The organism is Amycolatopsis pithecellobii (genome assembly GCF_009707865.1).
Taxonomy (GTDB): Bacteria; Actinomycetota; Actinomycetes; order Mycobacteriales; family Pseudonocardiaceae; genus Amycolatopsis_E; species Amycolatopsis_E pithecellobii.
Genome location: NZ_WMBA01000002.1, coordinates 95,503 through 118,467, shown reverse-complemented (window position 1 = coordinate 118,467; position 22,965 = coordinate 95,503). Strand labels below are relative to the sequence as shown.

The 22,965-nt window shown below is 67.5% G+C and carries 14 protein-coding genes; 4 read left to right on the top strand and 10 right to left on the bottom strand.

What is annotated here, in order from left to right; translation table 11 throughout:
- Positions 1 to 42: 42 nt before the first annotated feature.
- Positions 43 to 768 (bottom strand): tryptophan 2,3-dioxygenase, encoded by a 726-nt coding sequence (locus GKO32_RS01940; protein WP_154754990.1) that lies wholly within the window; start codon positions 766 to 768, stop codon positions 43 to 45.
- 151 nt (positions 769 to 919) lie between these two features.
- Here GKO32_RS01940 and GKO32_RS01935 point away from each other — a divergent pair, with 151 nt between their 5' ends.
- Positions 920 to 2,854, top strand: a complete 1,935-nt coding sequence (locus GKO32_RS01935; protein WP_312867415.1) for a S53 family peptidase — start codon at positions 920 to 922, stop codon at positions 2,852 to 2,854.
- Positions 2,855 to 2,902: 48 nt separating this feature from the next.
- On the opposite strand, the gene GKO32_RS01930 is transcribed toward GKO32_RS01935, so the two are convergent.
- Entirely contained in the window at positions 2,903 to 5,674 is a 2,772-nt protein-coding gene (locus GKO32_RS01930; protein ID WP_312867414.1) for an FAD-binding and (Fe-S)-binding domain-containing protein, read from the bottom strand.
- An 81-nt stretch (positions 5,675 to 5,755) separates the two neighbouring features.
- On the opposite strand from GKO32_RS01930, the gene GKO32_RS01925 reads away from it, so the two are divergent.
- A complete protein-coding gene (locus GKO32_RS01925) occupies positions 5,756 to 6,541 on the top strand; it encodes a 2-keto-4-pentenoate hydratase (RefSeq protein ID WP_154754988.1) in 786 nt (261 codons plus the stop codon).
- 4 nt (positions 6,542 to 6,545) lie between these two features.
- On the opposite strand, the gene GKO32_RS01920 is transcribed toward GKO32_RS01925, so the two are convergent.
- The 3 genes from GKO32_RS01920 to GKO32_RS01910 are packed head-to-tail and all read right to left on the bottom strand — an operon-like array spanning position 6,546 to position 9,918.
- On the bottom strand, positions 6,546 to 8,552 hold the full coding sequence (locus GKO32_RS01920) for a phage holin family protein (protein ID WP_154754987.1): 2,007 nt from the start codon (positions 8,550 to 8,552) through the stop codon (positions 6,546 to 6,548).
- On the bottom strand, positions 8,549 to 9,145 hold the full coding sequence (locus GKO32_RS01915) for a DedA family protein (protein WP_312867413.1): 597 nt from the start codon (positions 9,143 to 9,145) through the stop codon (positions 8,549 to 8,551). The genes GKO32_RS01920 and GKO32_RS01915 overlap by 4 nt, the downstream gene beginning before the upstream one ends.
- Positions 9,142 to 9,918, bottom strand: coding sequence for an MBL fold metallo-hydrolase (locus tag GKO32_RS01910; RefSeq protein ID WP_312867412.1), 777 nt, complete (start codon positions 9,916 to 9,918; stop codon positions 9,142 to 9,144). The genes GKO32_RS01915 and GKO32_RS01910 overlap by 4 nt, the downstream gene beginning before the upstream one ends.
- 554 nt (positions 9,919 to 10,472) lie before the next feature.
- Between GKO32_RS01910 and gltB the strand changes: the two genes are divergently transcribed.
- Together gltB and GKO32_RS01900 are read left to right on the top strand one after the other, a co-directional pair.
- Complete coding sequence (gene gltB, locus GKO32_RS01905) at positions 10,473 to 15,002, top strand: glutamate synthase large subunit (RefSeq protein WP_312867411.1); 4,530 nt, start codon at positions 10,473 to 10,475, stop codon at positions 15,000 to 15,002.
- Positions 14,995 to 16,449, top strand: a complete 1,455-nt coding sequence (locus tag GKO32_RS01900; RefSeq protein ID WP_154754986.1) for a glutamate synthase subunit beta — start codon at positions 14,995 to 14,997, stop codon at positions 16,447 to 16,449. The genes gltB and GKO32_RS01900 overlap by 8 nt, the downstream gene beginning before the upstream one ends.
- Before the next feature lie 274 nt (positions 16,450 to 16,723).
- On the opposite strand, the gene GKO32_RS01895 is transcribed toward GKO32_RS01900, so the two are convergent.
- From GKO32_RS01895 to GKO32_RS01875, 5 genes are read right to left on the bottom strand one after another with little or no spacing between them, the layout of a single operon-like run.
- Positions 16,724 to 17,608 carry an HpcH/HpaI aldolase/citrate lyase family protein gene (locus tag GKO32_RS01895; RefSeq protein WP_154754985.1) on the bottom strand — a complete coding sequence of 295 codons (885 nt, stop codon included), beginning with the start codon at positions 17,606 to 17,608 and terminating at the stop codon, positions 16,724 to 16,726.
- Positions 17,608 to 18,615, bottom strand: coding sequence for an ABC transporter ATP-binding protein (locus tag GKO32_RS01890; protein ID WP_208024238.1), 1,008 nt, complete (start codon positions 18,613 to 18,615; stop codon positions 17,608 to 17,610). Before GKO32_RS01890 ends, GKO32_RS01895 begins: the two co-directional genes overlap by 1 nt.
- Entirely contained in the window at positions 18,608 to 20,530 is a 1,923-nt protein-coding gene (locus tag GKO32_RS01885; protein WP_154754983.1) for a dipeptide/oligopeptide/nickel ABC transporter permease/ATP-binding protein, read from the bottom strand. Before GKO32_RS01885 ends, GKO32_RS01890 begins: the two co-directional genes overlap by 8 nt.
- A complete protein-coding gene (locus GKO32_RS01880) occupies positions 20,527 to 21,471 on the bottom strand; it encodes an ABC transporter permease (RefSeq protein ID WP_312867410.1) in 945 nt (314 codons plus the stop codon). The genes GKO32_RS01885 and GKO32_RS01880 overlap by 4 nt, the downstream gene beginning before the upstream one ends.
- 42 nt (positions 21,472 to 21,513) lie before the next feature.
- A complete protein-coding gene (locus GKO32_RS01875; protein ID WP_166459330.1) occupies positions 21,514 to 22,941 on the bottom strand; it encodes an ABC transporter substrate-binding protein in 1,428 nt (475 codons plus the stop codon).
- Positions 22,942 to 22,965: the final 24 nt, after the last annotated feature.

The following is a 22,965-nucleotide window of genomic DNA, read 5'->3' as shown; positions in this document are numbered from 1 at the left end:
GTTTCCGCTCAAGAGCAACTTAACCGGGATCGGACGCCGCGCCTAGAGATCGCGGCGAATCGCCCACAACTCGGGGAAGACCGGCTGGAAGAGTGTGGCCCGCAGGTACCCGGCGCCGGATGAACCGCCCGTGCCCGACTTGTCACCGATCGTGCGCTCGACCATCTTCACGTGCCGGTATCGCCACTCCTGGATGCCCTCGTCGAGGTCCACGAGATGCTCGGCGATCAGCGCCGCACCGCCGTCCTCCGTGTAGACCCGTGACAGGTCTCCGTCATGACCCTGCGTGCGCAGATAGGCCTGGAAAGAGTCCCACAGCGTCGGCCGCGCCATCGCCGACACGATCCGCTGCCGCCCCGTGCTGCCCTCCGGATAGTGCTCGAACGCCGCGGCGTCTCGCCGGCCCAGCACCACCTCCAGCTCCCGGAACTGCGCGGACTGGAACCCGCTGGCCGCGTCGAGCCGGGCGCGGAAGCCGGCGAACTGGCTGGGCGTCATGGTTTCCAGCACGTCGATCTGGATGACCACCACCTTCAACACCGTCAGAACCCGGCGCAGCGTGCGGATCGCGTGTGCGGTGTCGCCCGCCTCGAGCCGCTCCTGCAGGTACACGAGTTCGTGCAGCAGTTGTTTGAACCACAGCTCGTACACCTGGTGAATCACGATGAACAGCAGTTCGTCGTGCTCATCCGAGCGCGGCCGTTGCGCGCCGAGGATCTCGTCGAGCGCAAGATAGGACGTGTAGGTGAGCGAGGCGTCTTGTGCCATACGGTCAGATTACGTCGGCGAAATGCCCGTTTACCGACCATCTGCGGGAATCGGACTTTCCTTCTTTGTGCGCTGTTTTCCTTCCCCTGGCCGGTTTTCGGCTCTAACCTCGGCGCAGTTCCACCTTTCACATCAAGAGGGGAAGTCCTCAGTGCGAAGAGCCCTTACCCTGTTCGTTTCGCTGGCCGTGGCGGGTGGTGCGGCGGCCGCGATCCCGGCGGTCGCGACCGCGCAAGGCCGCGCGGTGATCCCGCTGTCCCACCCACGCTGGGCTACCCCGCAGGCCAAGGTCGCCGACACCACGCCGTCGTCGAAGCTGGACTTCCGCGTGTACCTGTCGATGCGCGATCAGGCTGGCGCAGAGGCCGCCGCGCAGGCGGTGAGCGACCCGGCAGGCCAGACGTATCATCAGTATCTGAGCCCCGACCAGGTCCGTGACCGGTTCGCCGCGAACGACGCAACGGTCGCGTCGGTGCGCGACTGGCTCGCCGGCAGCGGGTTCTCGATCGGCGACGTGCCGTCGAACAGGGCCTACGTCGAGGCGACCGGCACGGCCGACCAGGTGGAGAAGGCGTTCTCGGTCGATCTCGCCAAGTACAAGATCGACGGTCAGGTCCTGCGGGCCTCGGACAGGGAGCTGTCGGTGCCCGCGGCGCTGGCGAGCGACGTGCTCGGGGTGGTCGGCGTCGACCAGGCCGCGCAGCTGCTCAAGCCCGACCACACCGACGGCACCCCGAACGACGTGCCGCCGGGGCCGGGCTTCCACAACGCACCGCCGTGCAGCAGCTTCTACGGCCAGAAAACCGACACCACCGACCCGGCCTACGGCGGCAAGGTCTTGCCGTACGCGCCATGCGGCTACACGCCGGGCCAGCTGCGCTCGGCGTACGGCATCGACAGTGCACGCGCGGACGGCAGCGGGACCACAGTGGCCATTGTGGACGCTTTCGCCTCGCCGACGCTGTACGCGGACGCGTCCGAGTACGCGCGGCGTAACGACCCGGGGCACCCGCTCAAGCAGTCCCAGTTCGCGGAGAAGGTCTTCCCGGCGAACCCGGAACTGGAGCCGCCGGACCAGTGTGACGCCGCCGGCTGGTACGGCGAGCAGACACTGGACGTCGAAGCGGTGCACGCCATGGCGCCTGGCGCGAGGATCCTCTATGTCGGCGGCTCCGACTGCCAGGATTCGTCTTTGGACGAAGCGCTGAACTGGGTCGTCGCGGGGCACACCGCGGACATCGTCAGCAACTCCTACAGTGACGCCGGCGAGGACATCCCGGCCGCCGAAGTGCGGGTGTGGAACCAGATCGCGATCCAGGCCGCGCTGGAGGGCATCGGCGTCTACTTCTCCTCCGGTGACAACGGTGATGAGGCCGCGCGGCTGGGCACCCCGGCCGTCGACTTCCCATCGTCGGACCCGTGGGTCACCGCGGTCGGTGGCACCAGTCTCGCGATCGGCAAGGACGGCAAGCGGCTGTTCGAAACCGGTTGGGAGACGGGCAAGAGCACGCTGACCAACGGGGCGTACGTGCCCGGCTCGCCCGGCGCGTACACCTCGGGTTCCGGTGGCGGCACGAGTGTCCTGTTCGACCAGCCCTTCTACCAGAGGGGAATCGTGCCGGACGCACTGTCCACTGTGAACCAGAACGGCAACCACAAGGGCCGCGTCCTGCCCGACATCTCGGCGGTCGGTGACCCCAACACCGGTTTCCTCATCGGCCAGACGCAGACGTTCCCCGACGGCGTGCACTACGACCAGTACCGCATCGGCGGGACGAGCCTGTCTTCGCCGATCCTCGCCGGGATCGTGGCGGTGTCGGACAGCCTGACCCGTTTCCACCACGGGTTCCTGAACCCGCTGGCGTACCAGATCGCTTCGCGCACACCGGCGATCACCGACGTCCGCCATGTGGACGGGGCGGTGACCCGCGTGGACTACGCCAACTCGGTGGACGCCACGAACGGGTTGATCACCTCGGTGCGGACGTTCGACTACCCGAACCTGACGATCCACACCACGGGCGGCTACGACAATGTCACCGGGCTCGGCACGCCGAACGGCGTGGGGTTCCTGCTGTCGCCGTAACGGGATTCGCTGTCCAGGGCCGGCCTCCCACGCGGAGGCCGGCCCTTCTCATGGGCGCTGGAGCGCGTCGCGGATCAGTTCCGCGAGATGGACGGCGGTGCGCTCGGATTGCTGCGCGATCTGCGTGCGGCAGCTGAAGCCGTCGGAGATCACCACGGTGTCCGGTGCGGCCGCACGGATCGCCGGGAGCATCCTGTCCTCCGCCACGGCGGCCGATACGTCGTAGTGTCCATGCTCGAACCCGAAGTTGCCGGCGAGACCACAACAACCGGAGTCCATTGTGGAGTTCCGGATACCCGCGCCGGCCATGAGCCGTTCGTCGGCGGCGAAGCCCAGTTCGGCGTGCTGGTGACAGTGCACCTGGGTGATCGCGTCGATGTCCAGGTCCCGCAAGGGAAGTTCGGCGTCGGCGAGCAGCTCGGCGAACGTCCGCGTGCGCTGCGCGAGCAACGACGCGGTCTCGTCGCCGGGCATGAGGTGCCCGAGGTCGCCGCGGAACAGTGCCGTGCAGCTGGGTTCGAGACCGACGACCTCGTAGCCCGCGTCGAGATACGGTTTCAGCACCGACAATGTCCGTGCCAGCACGCGTTTCGCGGCACCCAGCTGTCCGGTGGAGACCCACGTCAGTCCACAGCAGACATTCTCTTCCGGGACCACCACCCGGTACCCCGCGGCTTCGAGTACTTCGGTCGCCGCGTGCAGTACCTGGGGCGTGAGGTAGTTGTTGAACGTGTCCGGCCACAGCACGACAGGCTTGCCGCCGCGGGAATTCCGCTTACGCGAGCGCGTGTACGGCTTGCGGGCGAACGTCGGCAGCTCGCGTTCGGCCGCGATACCGCCGAGCCGCTTGACGAGTGCGGCGATCCGCGGCCTGCGCAGTGCGGCGTTCGCGAGCCTCGGCGCCAGCGCGGAGAACCGCAGCCACAAGGGAAGCCAGCCCATCGAATAGTGCGACAGCGGTCGCAGGCGGCCGCGGTAGTGGTGGTACTGGAACTCCGCCTTGTAGGTCGCCATGTCGACATCAACCGGACAGTCGGACAGGCATCCCTTGCAGGACAAGCACAAGTCGAGGGCATCCCGTACTTCTTCCGACCGCCAGCCGTCCGTGATCAGCTCACCGTTGATCATCTCCGCGAGCAGGTGCGCGCGCCCACGGGTCGAGTGCTTCTCCTCGCGGGTGGCCCGGTAGCTCGGGCACATCACGCCGCCACCGTCGGTGTTGCGGCATTTGCCGACCCCGACGCACCGGCGCATGGCCTCGCCGAAGTTGCCGTGGTCGTGCGGATATCCCAGCATCACCGGGATGTTCGCGGCCCGCAGCCGGAGGTCCGCGTCGACGGGCCGGGGTTTCACCATGATGCCGGGGTTCATCCGGTTCTCCGGATCGAAGATCCCCTTGAACCGCTCGAACAACGCCATCATGTCCGCGCTGTACATCCGGGGCAGCAGTTCCGACCGGGCCTGCCCGTCGCCGTGCTCGCCGGACAGTGAACCGCCGTGTGCGGCGACGAGATCGGCCGCTTCCACCATGAACGACCGGAAATTCGCCACGCCCGGTTTCGTCAGCAGATCGAAGTCGATGCGCATGTGCAGGCAGCCTTCGCCGAAATGCCCGTACACCACCGTTTTCCGGCCGTACCGGGCCAGCAGCTGTTTCAGCTCACGCAGATACGAGCCGAGCCGCTCCGGCGGCACCGCCGCGTCCTCCCAGCCCGGCCAGGCCTCGGCGCCGTCGGACATCCGGGTGGCCAGCCCGGCCCCTTCCTCACGAATCCGCCACAACCGGCGCTGCGCCGCGGGATCGGTGAGCACCACGTGCGGCCGGTGCAGCTCGCGTGCCAGTTCCTCGGCACGCGGTCGCGCGTCCTCCCCTGCCAGCTCGACCATGAGCCACGCCCGCCCATCGGGAAGGTCTGAACCACCTGCACCGGGCAGGCCGATGTCGATTCCCTCCACGGTGAGCGGATTCCTGGCCAGGATGGCGGGCACCGCGTCCGCCGCGTCGATGTCACTGCCGAAACCGAACACCGCGAGCACCCGATGCCGGGGAAGATCCACGAGACCGACCGTTGCTTCGAGCACCGTCACGCAGGTGCCCTCGCTGCCGACGAGCGCACGGGCGACGTTGAACCCGTTCTCCGGCAACAGATGTTCGAGCCCGTAGCCGGAGACGCGGCGCCCCCAGGCGGAAAGTTCGTTACGCAGCAAGGCGAGATTGCCGTCGACGAGTTCACGTAGCTCACGGAACACGCGCCCTTCGGTACCCGGCAGACCGGCACGACGGTCCACTTCGGACCGGGACGTCGCGCCGACGGTCATCCGGGTGCCGTCGTAGAGCAGGACCTCCATGCTCTCCAGGTTGTCGGCGGTGCGGCCCCAGGCGACGGAATGCGAACCACACGCGTTGTTGCCGATCATTCCGCCGATCGTGCACCGCGAGTGCGTGGACGGGTCTGGCCCGAACCGCAGACCGTGCGGGGCAGCGACGGTCTGCAGGTCGTCGAGGACGGTGCCGGGGGCGACGCGGGCGATCCGGCCGTCCAGCTCGTGCACCCCACGGAAGTGACGGGAGGTGTCGATGACGAGCCCGGGACCACAGGCGTTGCCCGCGATGCTCGTGCCGCCGCCGCGCGCGATCACCGGCGCACCCGCCTCCCGGCAGGCGGCGACCGCGGCGACCACATCCTCGGCCGTTCTCGGCAGCACCACACCGAGCGGCGGGTGCCGGTAGTTGGAGGCGTCGGTCGTGTACAGCGCGAGCGTGCCGGCGTCGAACGCCGCGTCCTGCCCGGCCAGCAGCTCATGGAGGGTGTCACGCACTCCCCCATTGAAACACCGTCGCGTGCCGCCCACCGGGACGGCGGCCTTGCCCCCGCACTGGCGCGCGGCTTAGCTGTGCGCATGGATACCTCCGCGGTCAACGACGCCGCCGCGCGCCTCCTGCTCGCCTACGAGAAGGGCGAGACGACCGCGCCGGTCGTCGAGACATTCCCCGAGGCGACGATCGCCGACGCCTACCGGATCCAGCAGGAACAGGTCCGCAGCTGGGTCGAGCAGGGCGACGTCATCAAGGGGCACAAGGTCGGGCTCGCGTCGAAGGCCATGCAGCAGCAGCTGGGCGTGGACCAGCCGGACTACGGGCACCTGCTCGCCGGCATGTTCCACCTCGAACACCAGCCGATCAGCGCCGGGTCCCTGCTGCAACCGCGCATCGAACCGGAAATCGCGTTCGTCCTCGGGCGGCCCCTGAGCGGTCCCGGCGTGACTGTCGCGGACGCGATCCGCGCCGTGGATTTCGTCGTACCGGCACTGGAGATCGTGGCATCGCGGATCACCGACTGGAAGATCTCGATCGTCGACACGATCGCGGACAACGCCTCCTCCGGCGGGGTGGTGCTGGGCAGCAAACCGACTGCACTGTCCGATGTGGACCTTCGGCTGGCCGGCTGCACGCTGCAGCTCGGCGGCGAGCTGGTGGCCACCGGCGCAGGCGCCGCGGTGCTCGGCTCACCCATCAACGCGCTGGTGTGGCTGGCGAACACGGTCGGCCCGCTGGGCATCGACCTGGAGCCGGGCCACGTCATCCTGCCCGGCTCGATGACGCGTGCCTTCCCGGTCAAGGCAGGCGACACGGTGTTCGCCGAGATGGGCGAGCTGGGCACGGTCACCGCGGTCTTCTCGGAGTAGCGCCTTACGGCTGCGGGTGGCCCAGCTTCGTCAGCCACAGCCGGAACAGCTTGTGCAGCGACTCGGCGCCGACGAGTTCACCCGGCGGTTCGAACTCGCGGGGGTGGATGAGAAAACCTCGCTCCTGCGGGCCGCCGAAACCCCCGTGTGAGCCGACATGCGGCTCGAATGGGGAAGCCTCGTCGGTCTCCGGGTCGTACCGGCTGTTGATCATGACGTCAGCGCAGTGCGGAAACGAGTCGACCCGCTGGATCAGCTCCGCGGCATGCGGTCCGAACTGCGTCAACGGGTCCTCGCCGACGACGAACCCGCTGTCCAGCCGGCGCAGCCCGTCGCGGCCGAGCACCACCGGCCCGAACTCCTTGCTGCGCACGAGCATGAACCCGACCCCGGTGTGATCGACCAGCGCGGGCAGCAACTCCGGATACTCGCGCTCGATCGTCTCCAGCTCGACCCGGCCCTCGTGGTCGGTGAACGACACCATCGCCAGGTGCCCGGACACCGTGACCACCACTCCGGGCGCGACGCGCGTCACTTCGGTCGGGCCGTCCGTGCGCGGGCGGTGTTCGATGCGGCCGGCGCGGGTCGCCCTGTCTCGCAGGCGTTGCGCGATCGGCCCGCCGCCCGTGACCTCCTCCGCCGGCCCGCCGCACAGCCGCCCGACGAGTTGCTCGACCGACTCGCCGAACCGGTCCGCGAACGCCCAGCCCTGCGTCTGCCCGTGATCGGAGAGCACGACGAGGTGATAGGGCCGTGGCGCGAGCTTTGCCGCCCGGTACAGCCGCCCGATCTGCTGGTCGATCGCCCGTAGTACGGCCAGCGAGTCGAACCGCTCGATCCCGGAGTGGTGCGCGACCTCGTCGTAGCCGAGGAAATCCGCATAGACCACCGAACGGCCGGCGAGCATGTCCTCCAGCACCGCGGATACCACGATGTCGCGGGCGATCACCGTCGTGCCCGGCCGCGCAAGCGGGTAGATACCACCGCGTTTCACCCGGGGCCGCACGCCGGCGCGGCGCTGCTTCGCCGCCGCCGACAGCTCCCGGAACACGTCCATCAGCGCCGCCCCCAGCGTGTGCACGGCATTGACCGGGTTGGCGAAGTACGCGTAGTAACCGGCGCCGACGCGATCGGTGTGCCGGCGCCGCAATCCCTTGGGCAGCAACATCGAAACCGCGCTCATGGTCATGGTGAAATGCGGCGCGTCCCCGGTGAACAGGTTGCCGTGGCTCGCGCCGTCCACCGCCAGCAGCCCGCGGCCGTCCGAATGCCGGCGTTCGATCTCGGCCGCGTCACGGGGATGCGCGCACGCCATCACGTGATCGCGATCCTTTTCGTACCACCGGAAGCCGAGAATGTCGTGATTGGACCCGTGCAGGATGCCGCTCACGCTCGCACCGGTCTGGGAGCTCCAGTCGGTCTGCCAGCCGGTCAGCGTGTGGCTGCCCGCGGCGAGCCAGCGCGCGAGTGTCGGCATGTCACCGTCGCGCACGGCGCGGCGCACGACGTCATAGCCGAGCCCGTCGACCTGCAGGAAGATCACCCCGGGAGGCTCCCGCTCGTCCACCTGGTCCGGACCGCAGCGGCTGCGGCCCAGCGCCCGACGGAAGAAGATCTCGTCCTCGTCGATCGCCAGCGCGGTGCTGACGAGCGCGTTCACCACGGAAATGCCCAGCACCACAAGGATCGCGGTGCGCAGGCTGGACACCTGGACCCCGGGCACCGCCGCCAGCACACCGAACGCGCCCGCGCCCAGCAACAGGAAACTGCCGACGCCGAGGGTGAACAGCGCGAACGGCAAGGCAACGCGCAGCACCAGCGGCCAGACCACGTTGGTGAGCAAGGAAAGCAGCAGCGCGGCGATGATCGGCTGCCACCAGCTGGACATCGAGAACCCGCGCAGCAGGACATCCATCACCCGCAGCGCGAGTACCACGGTCAGCAACACCAGTGCGGTGCGGGCGATCGTGCGCCCACCACGGAGCAGGCGCCCCCGTTCCGCCTCCGTCATGAATCCACCTTCACCCGGTCCCGGCGCCATTTCGCCACCAGATTCAGCACGATCGTGACCAGCAGCACCAGCACCGCGGCCAGTACGGTGGCGATCAGCGGCGAGTCGAAGATCCCCCCGCTGACCACCCCGAGCAGCGCGTACGCGCCCGCCCACAGCACACACGCGGCGAGCGTCGCGGGAACGAGGCGCCGCCACGGATACGTGACCGCGCCGGCGGCCAGCAGCACCGGGATCCGGCCCGCCGGCACCAGCCTGCCGATCACGATGAGTTGCCAGCCCCGCCGCCGGAACCGTTCCTGCGCGGCCACCAGCCGATCCGGCCGCTGGCCGCGGGCCAGCCAGCGCACCGCGGCCGCGCTGCCGAGGCGGGCGACAGCGAACGTGACGAGATCACCGATGGCCGCACCGAGCGTGGCGAGCAGCAGCACCAAGGGCAGCGACAGCTGGGCCGTCGTCATCGCGACCGCCGCCGCGGCGCCGACGACTGCACCGGTCGGCACCACCGGCACGATCGATCCGATCAGGACACCGAGAAACAGGGCGGGGTAACCGATCGACGACGTACCGGTCCAGTCGAACGCAAGGGTCACCCGGTCACCTCGGCGAGCCGTACCCGCTCTCCGGGCTGGGTGACAAGGACTTCAGTGTGCGCGGCCGCCGCGGCGGCGAACTCGTGCGGTGGCTCGACCAGCAGGCGGCGCATCCGCTTGGTACGCGCCAAACCCGGCAGGGCCAGCGTTCCCCAGTGGACCGGAACCGCCACGGAGGCGCAGACCAGCCTGGCGGCGTCGGCCGCACGCACGGGATCGAGGTGCCCCGGCCCGAGATTCGGGCCCCAGCCCCAAACCGGCAGCAGCGCGACGTCGACCGGCGCCAGCTTTGCCATGTCCTGGTACAGATCCGTGTCACCGGCGACATACACACGGTGATCACCGGTCTCGACGAGATGCCCGACCGCGGGCGCGTGCGGGCCATGAGTGAACCGCGGACCCCAGCGATGGCCGGCATGATCCGCGCGCAACGCGGTGACCGTCAGTCCACCGGTTTCGAGCCGTTCACCGGCGCCGAGCTCGTCCACCCGCGAGAAACCCCGGCGCCGTAACCAATCCCCGGCCCCGCGCGGCACGACGATCCGGACATCCGGGCCGAGGAGCCGCAGCGAAGGCAGGTGCAGATGGTCACCATGCAGATGCGAAATGAGGACGAGATCGGTGTCACGCCAGGCTTCCGGCGCCAGTGGGGGCGCAACTCGGTTGAGGGCACCCACATTCGCGGTGAGTACCGGGTCGGTCAGTACCACCCGCCCCGCCGTCTCCAGACGGACTGTCGAGTGGCCCAGAAAGCGCATCACGAGTCCGTCCACTTGGTCATTATCCCTCAGCCGCGGATGTCCCCCGGGACGCTCGCAGACCACGAAGGGAGTGGCTTTAGTAACACTACGGTTACCAAGGTCCTCAGCTAGACCAGCCGGGTGAAGCGCTGACATAGCCGGTGAAAATCGGCATTATGGCTGCTCAGACCACTTGCGGAGGGTGCATAGCGGAAGAAACCCGGTAGTCAACGGGCGCGTGGCATTTCCCACGCGGTGCGATCAACGTATGTCGATAACCGCCAATTCACACTACTGTCATAAGACCCGGGTGACCCCGGGACTAACAGCGCGCCGCGGAACAAGCCCGAACACCCGGCTTCTTCCTCGCGCACCCGTAACCGATGCCCAACGACGTGCTGCCCTACGACCGAAGCGGCCACCCGCTGATGTGTGGCCGGGCGTGATGGTTCCTGCCCAGGAGCCATCACGCCCGTTTTCCTCTCTCGACTGACCATCGCGGCCCGGGACAACACCGTTAACAGGTCTGCCAGACCTGGATCATTCGGGTGAACTCGTGCCGCCGACGCCCAAGGAGGCGGCCAGCCGTGACCCGCCACAGTTCGACCAGGCCGGAAGGTCTGTACGACGCGCACTATGAACACGACGCCTGCGGCGTCGCCTTCGTCGCCGATCTCGCCGGACGGCGAGATCACGGGATCGTGCGGCAAGCCCTTGTCGCACTGCGCAATCTCGAACATCGTGGCGCAAGAGGAGCCGAACCGGACACCGGAGACGGGGCGGGCCTTCTCATCCAGGTTCCGGACGCGTTCTTCCGCGAGGTCGTCGATTTCGCGCTGCCCGAACCCGGCGGATACGCCGTGGGGACGGCATTTCTACCGGCAGACAGCCTGCAGCGCGGGCGCGCGATGAGCGCGATCGAAGGCATCGCCGCGGAAGAGGGCATGTCCGTGCTGGGCTGGCGTGAGCTGCCCATCGATCCCGAACACGTCGGGCCGACCGCGAAAAGCGTCATGCCCCATTTCGCTCAGCTCTTCCTGGCCGCCCGCGAGGAGGGTGTGACCGGGCTCGCGCTGGAGCGGATGGCGTTCTGCGTGCGCAAACGCGCCGAGCACGTGCTGGCACCGGAGGGTGTGTACTTCCCCAGCCTGTCGTCACGGACGATCGTCTACAAAGGAATGCTCACGGAGGGTCAGGTCGAACTGTTCTACCCCGACCTGACCGACGAGCGCGTGGTGAGTGCGATCGGGCTGGTGCACTCCCGCTTCTCCACCAACACCTTCCCGTCGTGGCCGCTGGCCCACCCGTACCGGTACGTGGCGCACAACGGTGAGATCAACACCTTGCGGGGCAACCGGAACTGGATGGACGCGCGCGAGTCCATGCTCGCCACCGACCTGATTCCCGGTGACCTCAAGCGGATCTTCCCCGTCATCACCCGCGACGCGAGCGACTCCGCGACGTTCGACGAGGTGCTGGAGATGCTGCACCTCGGCGGCCGGAGCCTGCCGCACGCGGTGCTGATGATGATCCCGGAAGCGTGGGAAAACCATGACGAGATGGACGCGGCGCGCCGGGCGTTCTACGAGTTCCACTCCACGCTGATGGAACCGTGGGACGGGCCCGCGCTGGTGTCGTTCACCGACGGCACGCAGATCGGCGCCGTGCTCGACCGCAACGGCTTGCGGCCCGCCCGGTACTGGGTCACCGAGGACGGTCTCGTGGTGCTCGCCAGCGAGGTCGGGGTGCTCGAACTGGATCCGGCGACCATCGTGCGCAAGGGGCGGCTCGAGCCCGGCCGGATGTTCCTGGTGGACACCGCGGAAGGCCGGATCATCGACGACGAGGAGATCAAGGGCGAGCTGGCCGCGCAGCACCCGTACGCCGAGTGGATCGACAGCGGACTGGTGCGCCTGGAGGAACTTCCCGAGCGCGAACGCGAGGTACCCACCCACGCCTCGCTGGTCCGGCGTCAGCAGTCCTTCGGCTACACCGAAGAGGAACTGGAAACCCTGCTCGAACCGATGGCCCGCACCGGGGCCGAGCCGACCGGCTCGATGGGCAACGACTCCCCGCTCGCGCCGTTGTCGAGCCGGCCACGGCAGATCTTCGACTACTTCACGCAGCTGTTCGCGCAGGTGACGAACCCACCGCTGGACGCGATCCGCGAGGAGCTGGTGACCTCGCTCGGCACGCAGCTGGGCGCCGAACCCAACCTGCTGGACGCGGGCCCGGAGCACTGCCGCAAGATCGTGCTGCCGTTTCCCGTGCTGGACAACGACGAGCTGGCCAAGCTCGTGCACATCAACGATGACGGCGATCTGCCGGAGTTCCAGGCCGTCACCGTGCTCGGACGGTACGAAGTGGACGGTGGCGGCGAGGCGCTTGTCGCGCGGCTCAACGAGATCTGCGCCGAGGTGTCCGAGGCCATCGAGGACGGTGCCCGGCTGATCGTGCTGTCCGACCGCGGTGTCGACGAACGGCACGCGGCGATCCCGTCGCTGCTGCTCACCGGTGCCGTGCACCACCATCTGGTGCGGCAGAAGACCCGCACCCAGGTCGGTCTCGTCGTCGAAGCCGGGGACGCCCGCGAGGTGCACCACATCGCGCTGCTCGTCGGCTACGGCGTGGCGGCGGTCAACCCCTACCTCGCGATGGCCACCGTCGAGGAACTAGCGCACCAGGGCAAGATCCCCGGTGTCACGCCGCAGCAGGCCACCCGGAACCTCATCAAGGCGCTCGGCAAGGGCGTACGCAAGACGATGTCGAAGATGGGAGTGTCCACAGTGGCCTCCTATACCGGCGCGCAGATCTTCGAGGCGATCGGGCTCGGCGCCGAAGTCATCGACACCTGTTTCGCGGGCACCACCTCACGGCTGGGCGGGGTCGGGTTCGACACGCTCGCGGAGGAGGTTTCGCAGCGGCACAAGCGCGCTTTCCCGCGGGACGGCATGCACGCGTCACACCGCGAATTGGAGACCGGCGCCGACTACCAGTGGCGTCGCGAAGGTGAGCCGCACCTGTTCAACCCGCACACCGTGTTCAAGTTGCAGCACTCCACCCGCAGCGGGAAGTACGAGATCTTCAAGGAATACACGCAGGCGGTCAACGACCAGGCCGAGAAGCTGATGACACTGCGCGGCCTGTTCGACTTCAAAACAGACGAGCGCCAAGCTGTGCCTGTTGACGAGGTCGAACCGGTCTCCGAAATCGTCAAGCGGTTCGCCACCGGCGCGATCTCCTACGGCTCGATTTCCCAGGAGATGCACCAAACCCTGGCGATCGCGATGAACCAGCTGGGCGGCAAGTCGAACACCGGCGAGGGCGGCGAAGACCCGGAACGGCTGTACGACCTCGGGCGGCGGTCGGCGGTCAAGCAGGTCGCAAGTGGACGGTTCGGGGTGACGAGCGAATACCTCGTCAACGCCGACGACATCCAGATCAAGATGGCGCAGGGCGCGAAGCCGGGTGAAGGCGGGCAGCTGCCGGGTGCGAAGGTGTACCCGTGGATCGCGAAGACCCGGCACTCCACACCGGGCGTCGGGCTCATTTCCCCGCCACCGCACCACGACATCTATTCCATTGAGGACCTTGCCCAGCTGATCCACGATCTCAAGAACGCCAACCCGGCGGCCCGGATCCACGTGAAGCTGGTTTCCGAGGTCGGTGTGGGGACGGTGGCTGCTGGAGTCTCGAAGGCACACGCCGATGTCGTGCTCATCTCCGGGCACGACGGCGGAACCGGCGCTTCGCCGCTGTCGTCGATCAAGCACGCCGGCGGGCCGTGGGAGCTCGGCCTTGCCGAGACGCAGCAGACGTTGCTCGCCAACAGGTTGCGCGATCGCATCGTGGTCCAGACCGACGGTCAGCTCAAGACCGGCCGGGACGTCGTGATCGCGGCTCTGCTCGGTGCCGAGGAGTTCGGCTTCGCGACCGCGCCGCTGGTGGTGTCCGGTTGCATCATGATGCGGGTGTGCCACCTCGACACGTGCCCGGTCGGCGTCGCGACGCAAAACCCGAAGCTGCGCGAAAAGTTCAGTGGCAAGGCCGAATACGTGGTGAACTTCTTCGAGTTCATCGCACAGGAGGTCCGGGAGTACCTGGCGCAGCTGGGTTTCCGGTCGATCGAGGAGGCCGTCGGGCACGCCGAGCTGCTGGACAAGCGGCGGGCGGTCGAGCACTGGAAGGCGGCCGGTCTGGACCTGACGCCGATCTTCCACGTGCCCGAGCTGCCGCCGCGCGCCGCCCGGCACCAGGTGGTCGCGCAGGACCACGGGCTGGACAAGGCGCTCGACAACACGTTGATCCAGCTGGCCGAAGGCGCGCTTTCGGCCGGTGACCGGGTGAAGCTGGACCTGCCGGTACGCAACGTGAACCGGACCGTCGGCACGATGCTCGGTTCGGAGCTGACGAAACGCTGGGGCGGCGAAGGGTTGCCCGACAACACGATCGACGTGACCTTCACCGGTACGGCGGGTCAGTCGTTCGGCGCGTTCCTGCCCCGGGGCATCACCTTGCGGCTCATCGGTGACGGAAACGACTACGTGGCAAAGGGTCTGTCCGGCGGACGGGTGATCATCCGGCCGCCACGCGAGGCACATTTCGTCGCGGAGGAGCACGTCATCGCGGGCAACGTGATCGGCTACGGCGCCACCGGTGGTGAGATCTTCTTGCGTGGCAAGGTCGGCGAGCGGTTCTGCGTGCGGAACTCGGGCGCGCTCGCGGTGGTTGAGGGCGTCGGCGATCATGGCTGCGAGTACATGACCGGCGGCCGGGTGGTCGTCCTCGGCCAGATCGGGCGGAACTTCGCGGCCGGGATGTCCGGTGGCGTCGCGTACGTGCTGGATCTGCCCGCACTGCGAGTGAACCGCGAGATGGTCGACCTGGATCCGCTGGACGACGAGGACACCGAGTTCCTGCGTGACGCGGTCGAGCGGCACTACTCGGAAACCGAATCGGCCGTGGCACATGCGCTGCTGGCCGACTGGGATGTCGCGGTGGAACGGTTCGGCAAGGTCATGCCGAGGGATTACAAACGAGTACTGCACGCGCAGGCCGCCGCTGAACGGGACGGCCGCGACGTGAACGAGGCGATCATGGAGGCCGCACATGGCTGACCCCAAAGGGTTTCTCACGACAGCGCGGGAGACTCCGAAGAGCCGGCCGGTCGACCTCCGCATCATGGACTGGCGCGAGGTGTACGAGGACTTCGCGACCTCCCGCCTGGAGAAGCAGGCCGGTCGTTGTATGGACTGCGGTATTCCCTTCTGTCACCAGGGTTGTCCACTGGGGAACCTGATCCCGGAGTGGAACACCTTGGTATGGCGGGAAGACTGGCAGGAGGCGATCGAGCGGCTGCACGCGACGAACAACTTCCCGGAGTTCACCGGCACGCTGTGCCCGGCGCCGTGTGAGACCGCGTGCGTGCTCGGGATCAACGACGATCCGGTGACCATCAAACGGGTCGAGATATCCATTGTGGACCGTGCGTGGGAAGAGGGCTGGGTCACGCCGCAGCCGCCGCGGACGCGCACCGGCAAGAAGGTGGCCGTCGTCGGTTCGGGACCGTCCGGGCTCGCCGCCGCCCAGCAACTGACTCGCGCCGGGCACGACGTGGTCGTGTTCGAGCGGGCCGACGCGATCGGCGGGCTGCTGCGCTACGGGATCCCCGAGTTCAAGATGGAGAAGTGGCGGCTGGACCAGCGCATCGAGCAGATGCGCGCGGAGGGCACGGAATTCCGCACGGGGGTCGATGTCGGGGTGGACGTCACGGCGGAGGAGCTGCGTTCCTCCTACGACGCCGTGGTTCTCGCCGGTGGCGCGACGGCGTGGCGTGACCTGCCGATCCCCGGCCGCGAGATTCCCGGGGTGTACCAGGCGATGGAGTACCTGCCCCCGGCCAACCGCGTGGCGGCCGGCGCCCTGGAGTCCTCGCCGATTTCCGCCGAGGGCAAGGATGTCGTCGTGATCGGAGGCGGGGACACCGGCGCCGACTGCGTCGGCACCGCGCACCGGCAGGGCGCCGCTTCGGTGACCCAGCTGGAAATCATGCCGCAGCCACCGCGGGCGCGTTCGGACGCACACCCGTGGCCGACGTACCCGATGATCTACCGCGTCTCGTCGGCGCACGAAGAGGGCGGCGAGCGGCTGTATTCGGTGAACACGCAGGAATTCCTGGCGGGTGATTCCGGCAACCTACGGGCGCTGCGGCTGGTGGAGGTGCGCAACGAGAGCGGCAAGTTCGTTCCCGTCGAAGGCACCGACCGGGAATTGCCCGCGCAGCTGGTATTGCTGGCAATGGGTTTTGTGGGGCCACAGCGGGAAGGTCTGCTCGAATCGCTCGGCGTCGAGCTGGACGCACGGGGAAATGTCGCGCGGGACAAGGCTTTCCGCACGAGCCTGGACAACGTGTTCGTCGCGGGCGACATGGGCCGCGGGCAGTCGCTGATCGTGTGGGCCATTGCGGAAGGCCGCTCCGCGGCGGCCGCGGTGGACCGTTTCCTGGTACCGGACCGCGATTTGCTGCCTGCGCCCATCGCGCCGACGGACCGCCCGCTCGGTTAACGGGTCACGCTGGACGGAGTAGCCGCCGGGCGGGGCAAAATCCCGCCCGGCGGCTCGCGCTGCACGCGAATACGACATTCGGGTGAACCTGAAACTCGGACATCTCGTCGTGATGCGGCGCATGGCCGACGAGCGGCGGCTGGCACGAACTCATCAGCCGCTGCAAAACCGCCCAGGGTCTAAAATTGGCCGCCCGCCTCTAAACGTTGTCCGAATAGCTCACCACTGAGCGGCGACGACGGTCTGGACCTCCCGCCTTGCGGGGTGTGTACTGTCAAGTCGCCACGTCGTGTGCCGCAAGCAGTTGACGGGCGCGCGCCGCGATCGGGTAGTCGACCAGCTTTCCATCCACTGTGATGGCCGCCTGGCCAGCCGCCTCAGCCCGGTCGAAGGCTTCGACCGTCCGTTGCGCCTTGTCCAGTTCGGACTTCGATGGCCGCCCGAAGATGCGTCCGATCTGGGCGACCTGGTCCGGGTGTATCGCGTGCTTGCCACCGAATCCCATGCGACGGGCATGTTCAGCTTCGGTGCGCAGGCCCTCGTGGTCACCGTGACGCGGATAGGCGCCGTCGTGTGGCGCATAGAGGTGGGCCGAACGAGACCACAGAACTATCTGTGCCCGAGCGTAGGTCAGAGTCTCCGACGGCGGCGCTTCGGGATCGTCACCGGCCCACTCGACGCCCGCATCAAGGCTGAAGTCGCCCGCACCGAAGCACAGCAGCCGCAAGCGTGGCGTCGCTGTCACGATCATTTCCAGGTTTCGCAGCCCGGCCACCGTTTCGATCGTGGCCATCAGCGGCACCGAACCCGGCTGCAGGTTCAGTTTTCGCTCCTTCCTGCCCACCAGGTAATCGACGATGTGCAGGTCCCTCGCCGACTCCACCTTGGGTAGGGTCAGTCCAGCCAACCCTGGCCGAACAACCGCCGACAGGTCCTCGTCGAGTTCCTCGCTGCCCACGGGGTTCACCCGGACCCAGATCGACTTCCCGTCGGTGGGCCGTTCCAGCACGCTCGCGGCGGCGTGACGGGCGGATTCCTTGGCCGACCTGGCGACGGAATCCTCGAGGTCCAGGATCACCGAATCGCCGGGCAAGTGGGGGATCTTCCTGATTTTCCGCTCTTCCGCAGCGGGCACGAAGAGCATCGCTGTGCCGCCCATCAGACCGCCTGCTGGGTGGGAGTTTCGAGTAAGACGTGCCCGGCATGCAGGTGACAGGCCACCATGCCGCCCGACGAAACATTCGATGGCGGTGGCGTCTCGGTGATGCAGATCTCCATCGTGTGCATGCATCGACCGGAAAAAGGGCACCCACCTGACCGCCCGCTCGACTCCCCTGGCCGCGGCCGCTTTTCCAAGTTCCGTCGCGTTCGGCGGCGGAGCTGTTCCTGTGGATCGGGCACGGGGACGGCCGCCAACAGCGCCTGGGTGTAGGGGTGCGTCGGATCGGTGGTCACGACCGCCGTGGGGCCCTGCTCGACGAGACGCCCGTGTAGCAAGACCGCGACCCGGTGGGAGATGTGCCGGACGACATCGAGATCGTGGGAAATGAACAGATAGCTCAGTCCAAACTCCCGTTGCAGGTCGGAAAGCAAATTGAGGATCTGTGCCTGGACGGACAGATCCAACGCGCTGACCGCTTCGTCACAGATGATGAGTTGCGGAGACAGCATGAGTGCTCGGGCGATCGCGATCCGCTGGCGCTGTCCTCCGGAAAACTTCGCCGGGTAACGGTCGGCGGCGTCGGCGGGCAGGCCAACCCGCCGCAACATCGCGGTCACTTCCGCACGGGCGGCGGCGGAATCGAGGTTCCGATGGACGAGAAATGGCTCAGCCAAGGTCTGCCCGATGGTCCGCACGGGGTTCAGTGAACCGTAGGGGTCTTGGAACACAACTTGGATGTGCCGGCTCAATGCCCGCCGTTCCCGGTGGTCGGCGTGCGTGATGTCTCTGCCGCGGAAGCGGATTGCGCCCCCGAGCACCGGGGCGAGTCCGAGCACGGCGTTGCCCAGCGTGGATTTGCCCGATCCGGACTCGCCGACGATCGCCAGCGTCTCCCCCGGTGCGACACTGAGGGTCACGTTGTCCACAGCTCGCAACGGTGGGGTACGGCGTCCCCGGTGGTACTCAACTGACACTTGGTCGATTTCCAGCAGTGGTTCAGGCATGTCGGGCTCCCACGGCGAGGCGGTCATGGTGCAGGCACCGGGTCAGCCGTCCCGGGGTCGGCTCGAAGATCGGCACGGCGGTCTCCATGCAGTCCGGCCCGGCGAGCGGACACCGCGGGTGGAAGTGGCAGCCTCGAGGCCATTCGTGCGGTGGTGGAACGGTGCCCGCGATCGCCGGGAGTCGTTCGCCGACCACCACGCGATGCGGGTTGGATTTCAGCAGTCCGTCGGTGTACGGGTGCAGCGGTCTCCGGAACATCGGCTCCACCTCGGTGGACTCGACGACCTGCCCCGCATACATCACGACGGCGCGGTGACACAGGTCGGCCACCACACCCCAGTCGTGTGTGACGAGCAGGATCGCCATGCCGGTGGTCTCCTGCAAGTGCCGAAGGAGATCGAGGATCTCGGCCTGCACAGTGACATCCAGCGCGGTCGTGGGCTCGTCCGCGATCAGAAGCCGTGGGCGTCCCGCGAGCGCAGCCGCGATGCACACACGCTGCGCCATGCCGCCCGACAATTCATGCGGGTACCGGCCCGCGACGGCGACGGGCTCGGGCATCTGCACCTTCTGCAGCAGGTCGAGCGCCTCGACCCGGGCCTGGCTGCGACTGACTGTGCGATGGCGGCGCACGATCTCGGCCAGTTGCCGTCCGACGGTGAGGTTCGGGTCCAGGCTGGCGGAGGGCTCCTGAGAGATGAGGCCGACCTGGGAGCCACGAATGTCGGCGCACCGGTTCCGCCCGGTGATCCTCAAGTCCTCGCCGTCGAACCAGCACCGGCCCGTCGTCACAGCACCGCCGGACGCGAGCAGACCCAACACCGCCCGTGCGGTCACGCTCTTGCCACACCCTGACTCGCCAACCAGTCCCACGGTCTCTCCGGCGCGTACCTCGAAGCTCACGTCGTTGACCACCGTTGTGAAGCCGGTTTCACCGGGAAATCCGACGGACAGCCCTCGCACCGACAGGAGGGCCGATGGCGTTTCCTCGTCTGTGCCGCTGTCCACCGGATGCGGCGCCGGACGTGCCGAGCCGGCATACCTGAGGTGCCGTCCGCCTATGGCGTCTCGGACGGCGTCACCCACGAGTCCAAAAGCGAGCACTGTCAACGCAATCGTGACGCCCGCCGGGATCAGGAGGCTGGGGTGCTGGTTGATGTAGATCGATGCGGAGGCGACCATGCCACCCCAGCTGGGTTCCGGTTCCTGCACACCAAGACCGAGAAACGCCAGCCCCGATTCGGTGAGCAGCGCCGCGCCTGCGAAGAGAAACGCGCGAACGATGATCGGGCCGGCCACCCGCGGAAGGACGTGCCGGCGGATGATCTGTGTCGTCGACAGTCCCGCGACGCGGGCTGCCGTCAAGTACAGGTCGGCGCGGATGGCGATCGTGGCGGCCCGTACCACTCGGATCATTCCGGGGGTTCCCAGCAACCCAAAGGTGATCATTGCCGCGACTTCGTTCTGTCCGAAGGTCGCGAGCACGACGAGCAGCGTGATGATCACCGGGATCGCCAGCACCACGTCGGTCACGCGAACGACGACGGCGTCGATGCGACCTCGGTGGTAGCCGGCGACGAGCCCGGTCGGGACACCGCCGATCAGCAGAACGGCGACCGCATAGGCGACGCCCAGCAGCGACACCTGACCGCCGTGCAGCAGCCTGCTCAGAATGTCACGGCCCAAGTTGTCGGTGCCGAGCAGATGCTGTGCGGACGGGCCCGCGAACGTCGCCTGCAAGTCCTGGGTGAGCGGGCCGTACGGGGCGATCAGCGGAGCCGCCGCCACAGCGAGCACGAGCAAGGCCAGAAACACCAATGAAACAGCGCCCAGTGGGCGGCGGAGCACCCGAAGCCAGGTGTTGTCCCGCCGCGCCGTAGGCGCGGTGGCGACTGGGAGCAGCGCCACGGTCATGACGTCCTCGCTTTCGGGTTGAGCCAGCCGTAGGTGATGTCGATCAGGAGGTTGACCACGACCACGATGAGCGTGAAGTAAACGGCGGCGCCCTGGATCATGGGCATGTCATGCTGCGTGGTCGCCTGCACGGCGAGACCGCCGAGTCCGGGCAACCCGAAAACGGTCTCCACGAGCACGGTGCCGCTGAGCAGATGGACGAACAGCAGTCCGAGCACCGTGACGACGGGGATCGCAGCAGCCCGCAGGGCGTGCCGGAATACGATCGACGATTCGGCGATTCCCCTCGCTCGCAAGGCCGAGACGAACTCTCGGTCCAGTATGTCCATCATCGAGTCGCGGGTCTGTTTGGCGATCACCGCGACCGCACCGAGGGACAGCGTCACCACGGGTAACACCAGACTCCACGCCCACCCCCCGATCGAATCCGCCGGAGCGATGTAGCCGGTGGCCGGGAAGATCTGCCACAGCACGGCGAACCCGGCGATCAGCAGGAGTCCGACCCAGAAGCTGGGTAGCGCCTCACCGACCAGGGAAAGCACGTCGACGGTGCGGGCCAGCAAACCGTTCCGCCGGGTCGCGCTCAGCACGCCAAGCCCGATTCCCGTCATCCCGGCGAGCAGGACTGTCGCCACTATCAATGACAGCGTCACGCCTAGCCGTTCGTTGAGCGCCTCGGTCACCGCTTGACCGCTGAACAGAGAGTCACCGAGCGAACCGTGGAACAGTTGTTGTAGCCAGTTCCAGTAGCGTTCCCAGAGCGGCTCGTCGAGCCCGAGCTTCTGCCGGAGCATGGCGTACTGCGCCGGGTCGAAGTCCGTGCCGAGAATCGTGCGTGCCGCATCGCCCGGCGTCAGGGACTGCAGGACGAACGTCAGTATCGACACCACGAGCACGAGTGGCACGGATAGCAGCAGCCGGCGCCGGATCAGTCGGCCCACCGTTGCCTCCTTTCACGATTTCAGGTTGATGCTTCGGCGCCGTCACGCCGCCGGGGTGAACCACACGGGGTTCGGCAACGGCTGCCCGGTGCTGGGCTCGACACCGGCCACAGTGGACCGTGCGAAGTAGAACTTCGGGGCCAATGTCACCGGCACGAACCATGCCTGTTCCACGAGGCGACGCTGGACCTGCGTTTCGAGCCGGGCGCGGTCCGTCTCGTTCGCCGCGGCGGCCTGGCCGAACAACGCCGTGAGCTCGGGGTCGGAGGTCTTGAAGGGGTTGAAGGTCGCGGCGTTGGGCAGGAACAGCGACGGGCCCTCGAGATAGGTGGGTAAGCAGCCGAAACCGACGCTCGCGACGGGGAACTTCTTGGCAGTGAGCTGGTCTCGGTATTGGTCGTAGTTGCCGAGGTTGGTGAGCTTGAGGCTGACTCCGACCTTTTCGAGGTCACCAGCGATCGCCTGCGTGACCTGGCTCTGGCCGTTGTAGCTGGTGGTGAGCACGGGAATTTCCAGCCCGCCGCCATAGCCGGCCTGTGCCAACAGTTGCTTCGCCTTCTCCGGGTCGTAGGGGTAAACGGTGTCGGCGAAGGAACCACTGTCTTTCGGCAGCACGGTTTGCTCGGTCGGGACGCCCCACTGTCCGAACAAGGCCTTGGTGATCGTCGCCCGGTCGACGGCGAAGTTGAGCGCCTGCCTCACCCGCACGTCGCGCAGTGCCGGAAGCATGCTGCCGTTGCGGTCGATCAAGTTGAGTCCGAGGAACAGCAGCGGCGTTTGCTTGACCTGCAGCCGGGCGCTCTGTGCCGCGTCGACGACCGTGTAGTCGGCAGGGCCGACGTCGACCTGCCCGGTCTTGAGGGCGTTCAGCACAGAGTTGGTGTTCGGAATGACCTTGATGACCACCTTGTCGTAGTGAATGGCAGCCTTGTTCCAATAGTGCGGGTTGGGCGCGTAGGTGTAGTGGTCGCTGGCGACCGTGTCCCCTGGCACCAGAACGTAGGGGCCTGCGCCAGCGGTGGTCGTGCCCAGTTGCTTCGGATCTTTCAGGCCGGCCGCGCTGATGATGTGGCTGCCGGCGAAGTTCTGGCTGAGCTCTCGGTCGAGCATCGGGTCAGGGTTTTTCGCCTCAATGCGCAGCGTCAGCGGCCCGGTCACGGTAATGGTTTTGTCCGACCACCGGGTCGCGGCCCCACCACCCGCCGTCCGCGTGTACTCGATACTCGCCTTGACCGACTCGGCCGTCACATCTGTGCCATCGCTGAACTTCGCGCCGGGACGAAGAACGATCTCGAACGTACGGTTGCCTTCACCGACATAACCCCACGACTGAGCCAGCCCAGGGGCAGCCTTACCGGACGCGTCCCAGTAGATCAGAGGTTCGTAGGCAAGGTCGAAGAACCATTCGAAAGCTTGGTTGAAGGTACCGGGATCGAGACTGTTGGGGGCACCCGGCTGCGTGAGTGTCAATGTCGAACCCCGGGCTCGACTGGA

Coding starts and splice junctions, on each gene's coding strand:
- GKO32_RS01920 (WP_154754987.1), bottom strand. CDS start 8,552: ATGACGGAGGCGGAACGGGGGCGCCTGCTCCGTGGTGGGCGCACGATC.
- GKO32_RS01940 (WP_154754990.1), bottom strand. CDS start 768: ATGGCACAAGACGCCTCGCTCACCTACACGTCCTATCTTGCGCTCGAC.
- GKO32_RS01885 (WP_154754983.1), bottom strand. CDS start 20,530: ATGACCGTGGCGCTGCTCCCAGTCGCCACCGCGCCTACGGCGCGGCGG.
- GKO32_RS01895 (WP_154754985.1), bottom strand. CDS start 17,608: ATGGGCGGCACAGCGATGCTCTTCGTGCCCGCTGCGGAAGAGCGGAAA.
- GKO32_RS01925 (WP_154754988.1), top strand. CDS start 5,756: ATGGATACCTCCGCGGTCAACGACGCCGCCGCGCGCCTCCTGCTCGCC.
- GKO32_RS01900 (WP_154754986.1), top strand. CDS start 14,995: ATGGCTGACCCCAAAGGGTTTCTCACGACAGCGCGGGAGACTCCGAAG.
- GKO32_RS01890 (WP_208024238.1), bottom strand. CDS start 18,615: ATGCCTGAACCACTGCTGGAAATCGACCAAGTGTCAGTTGAGTACCAC.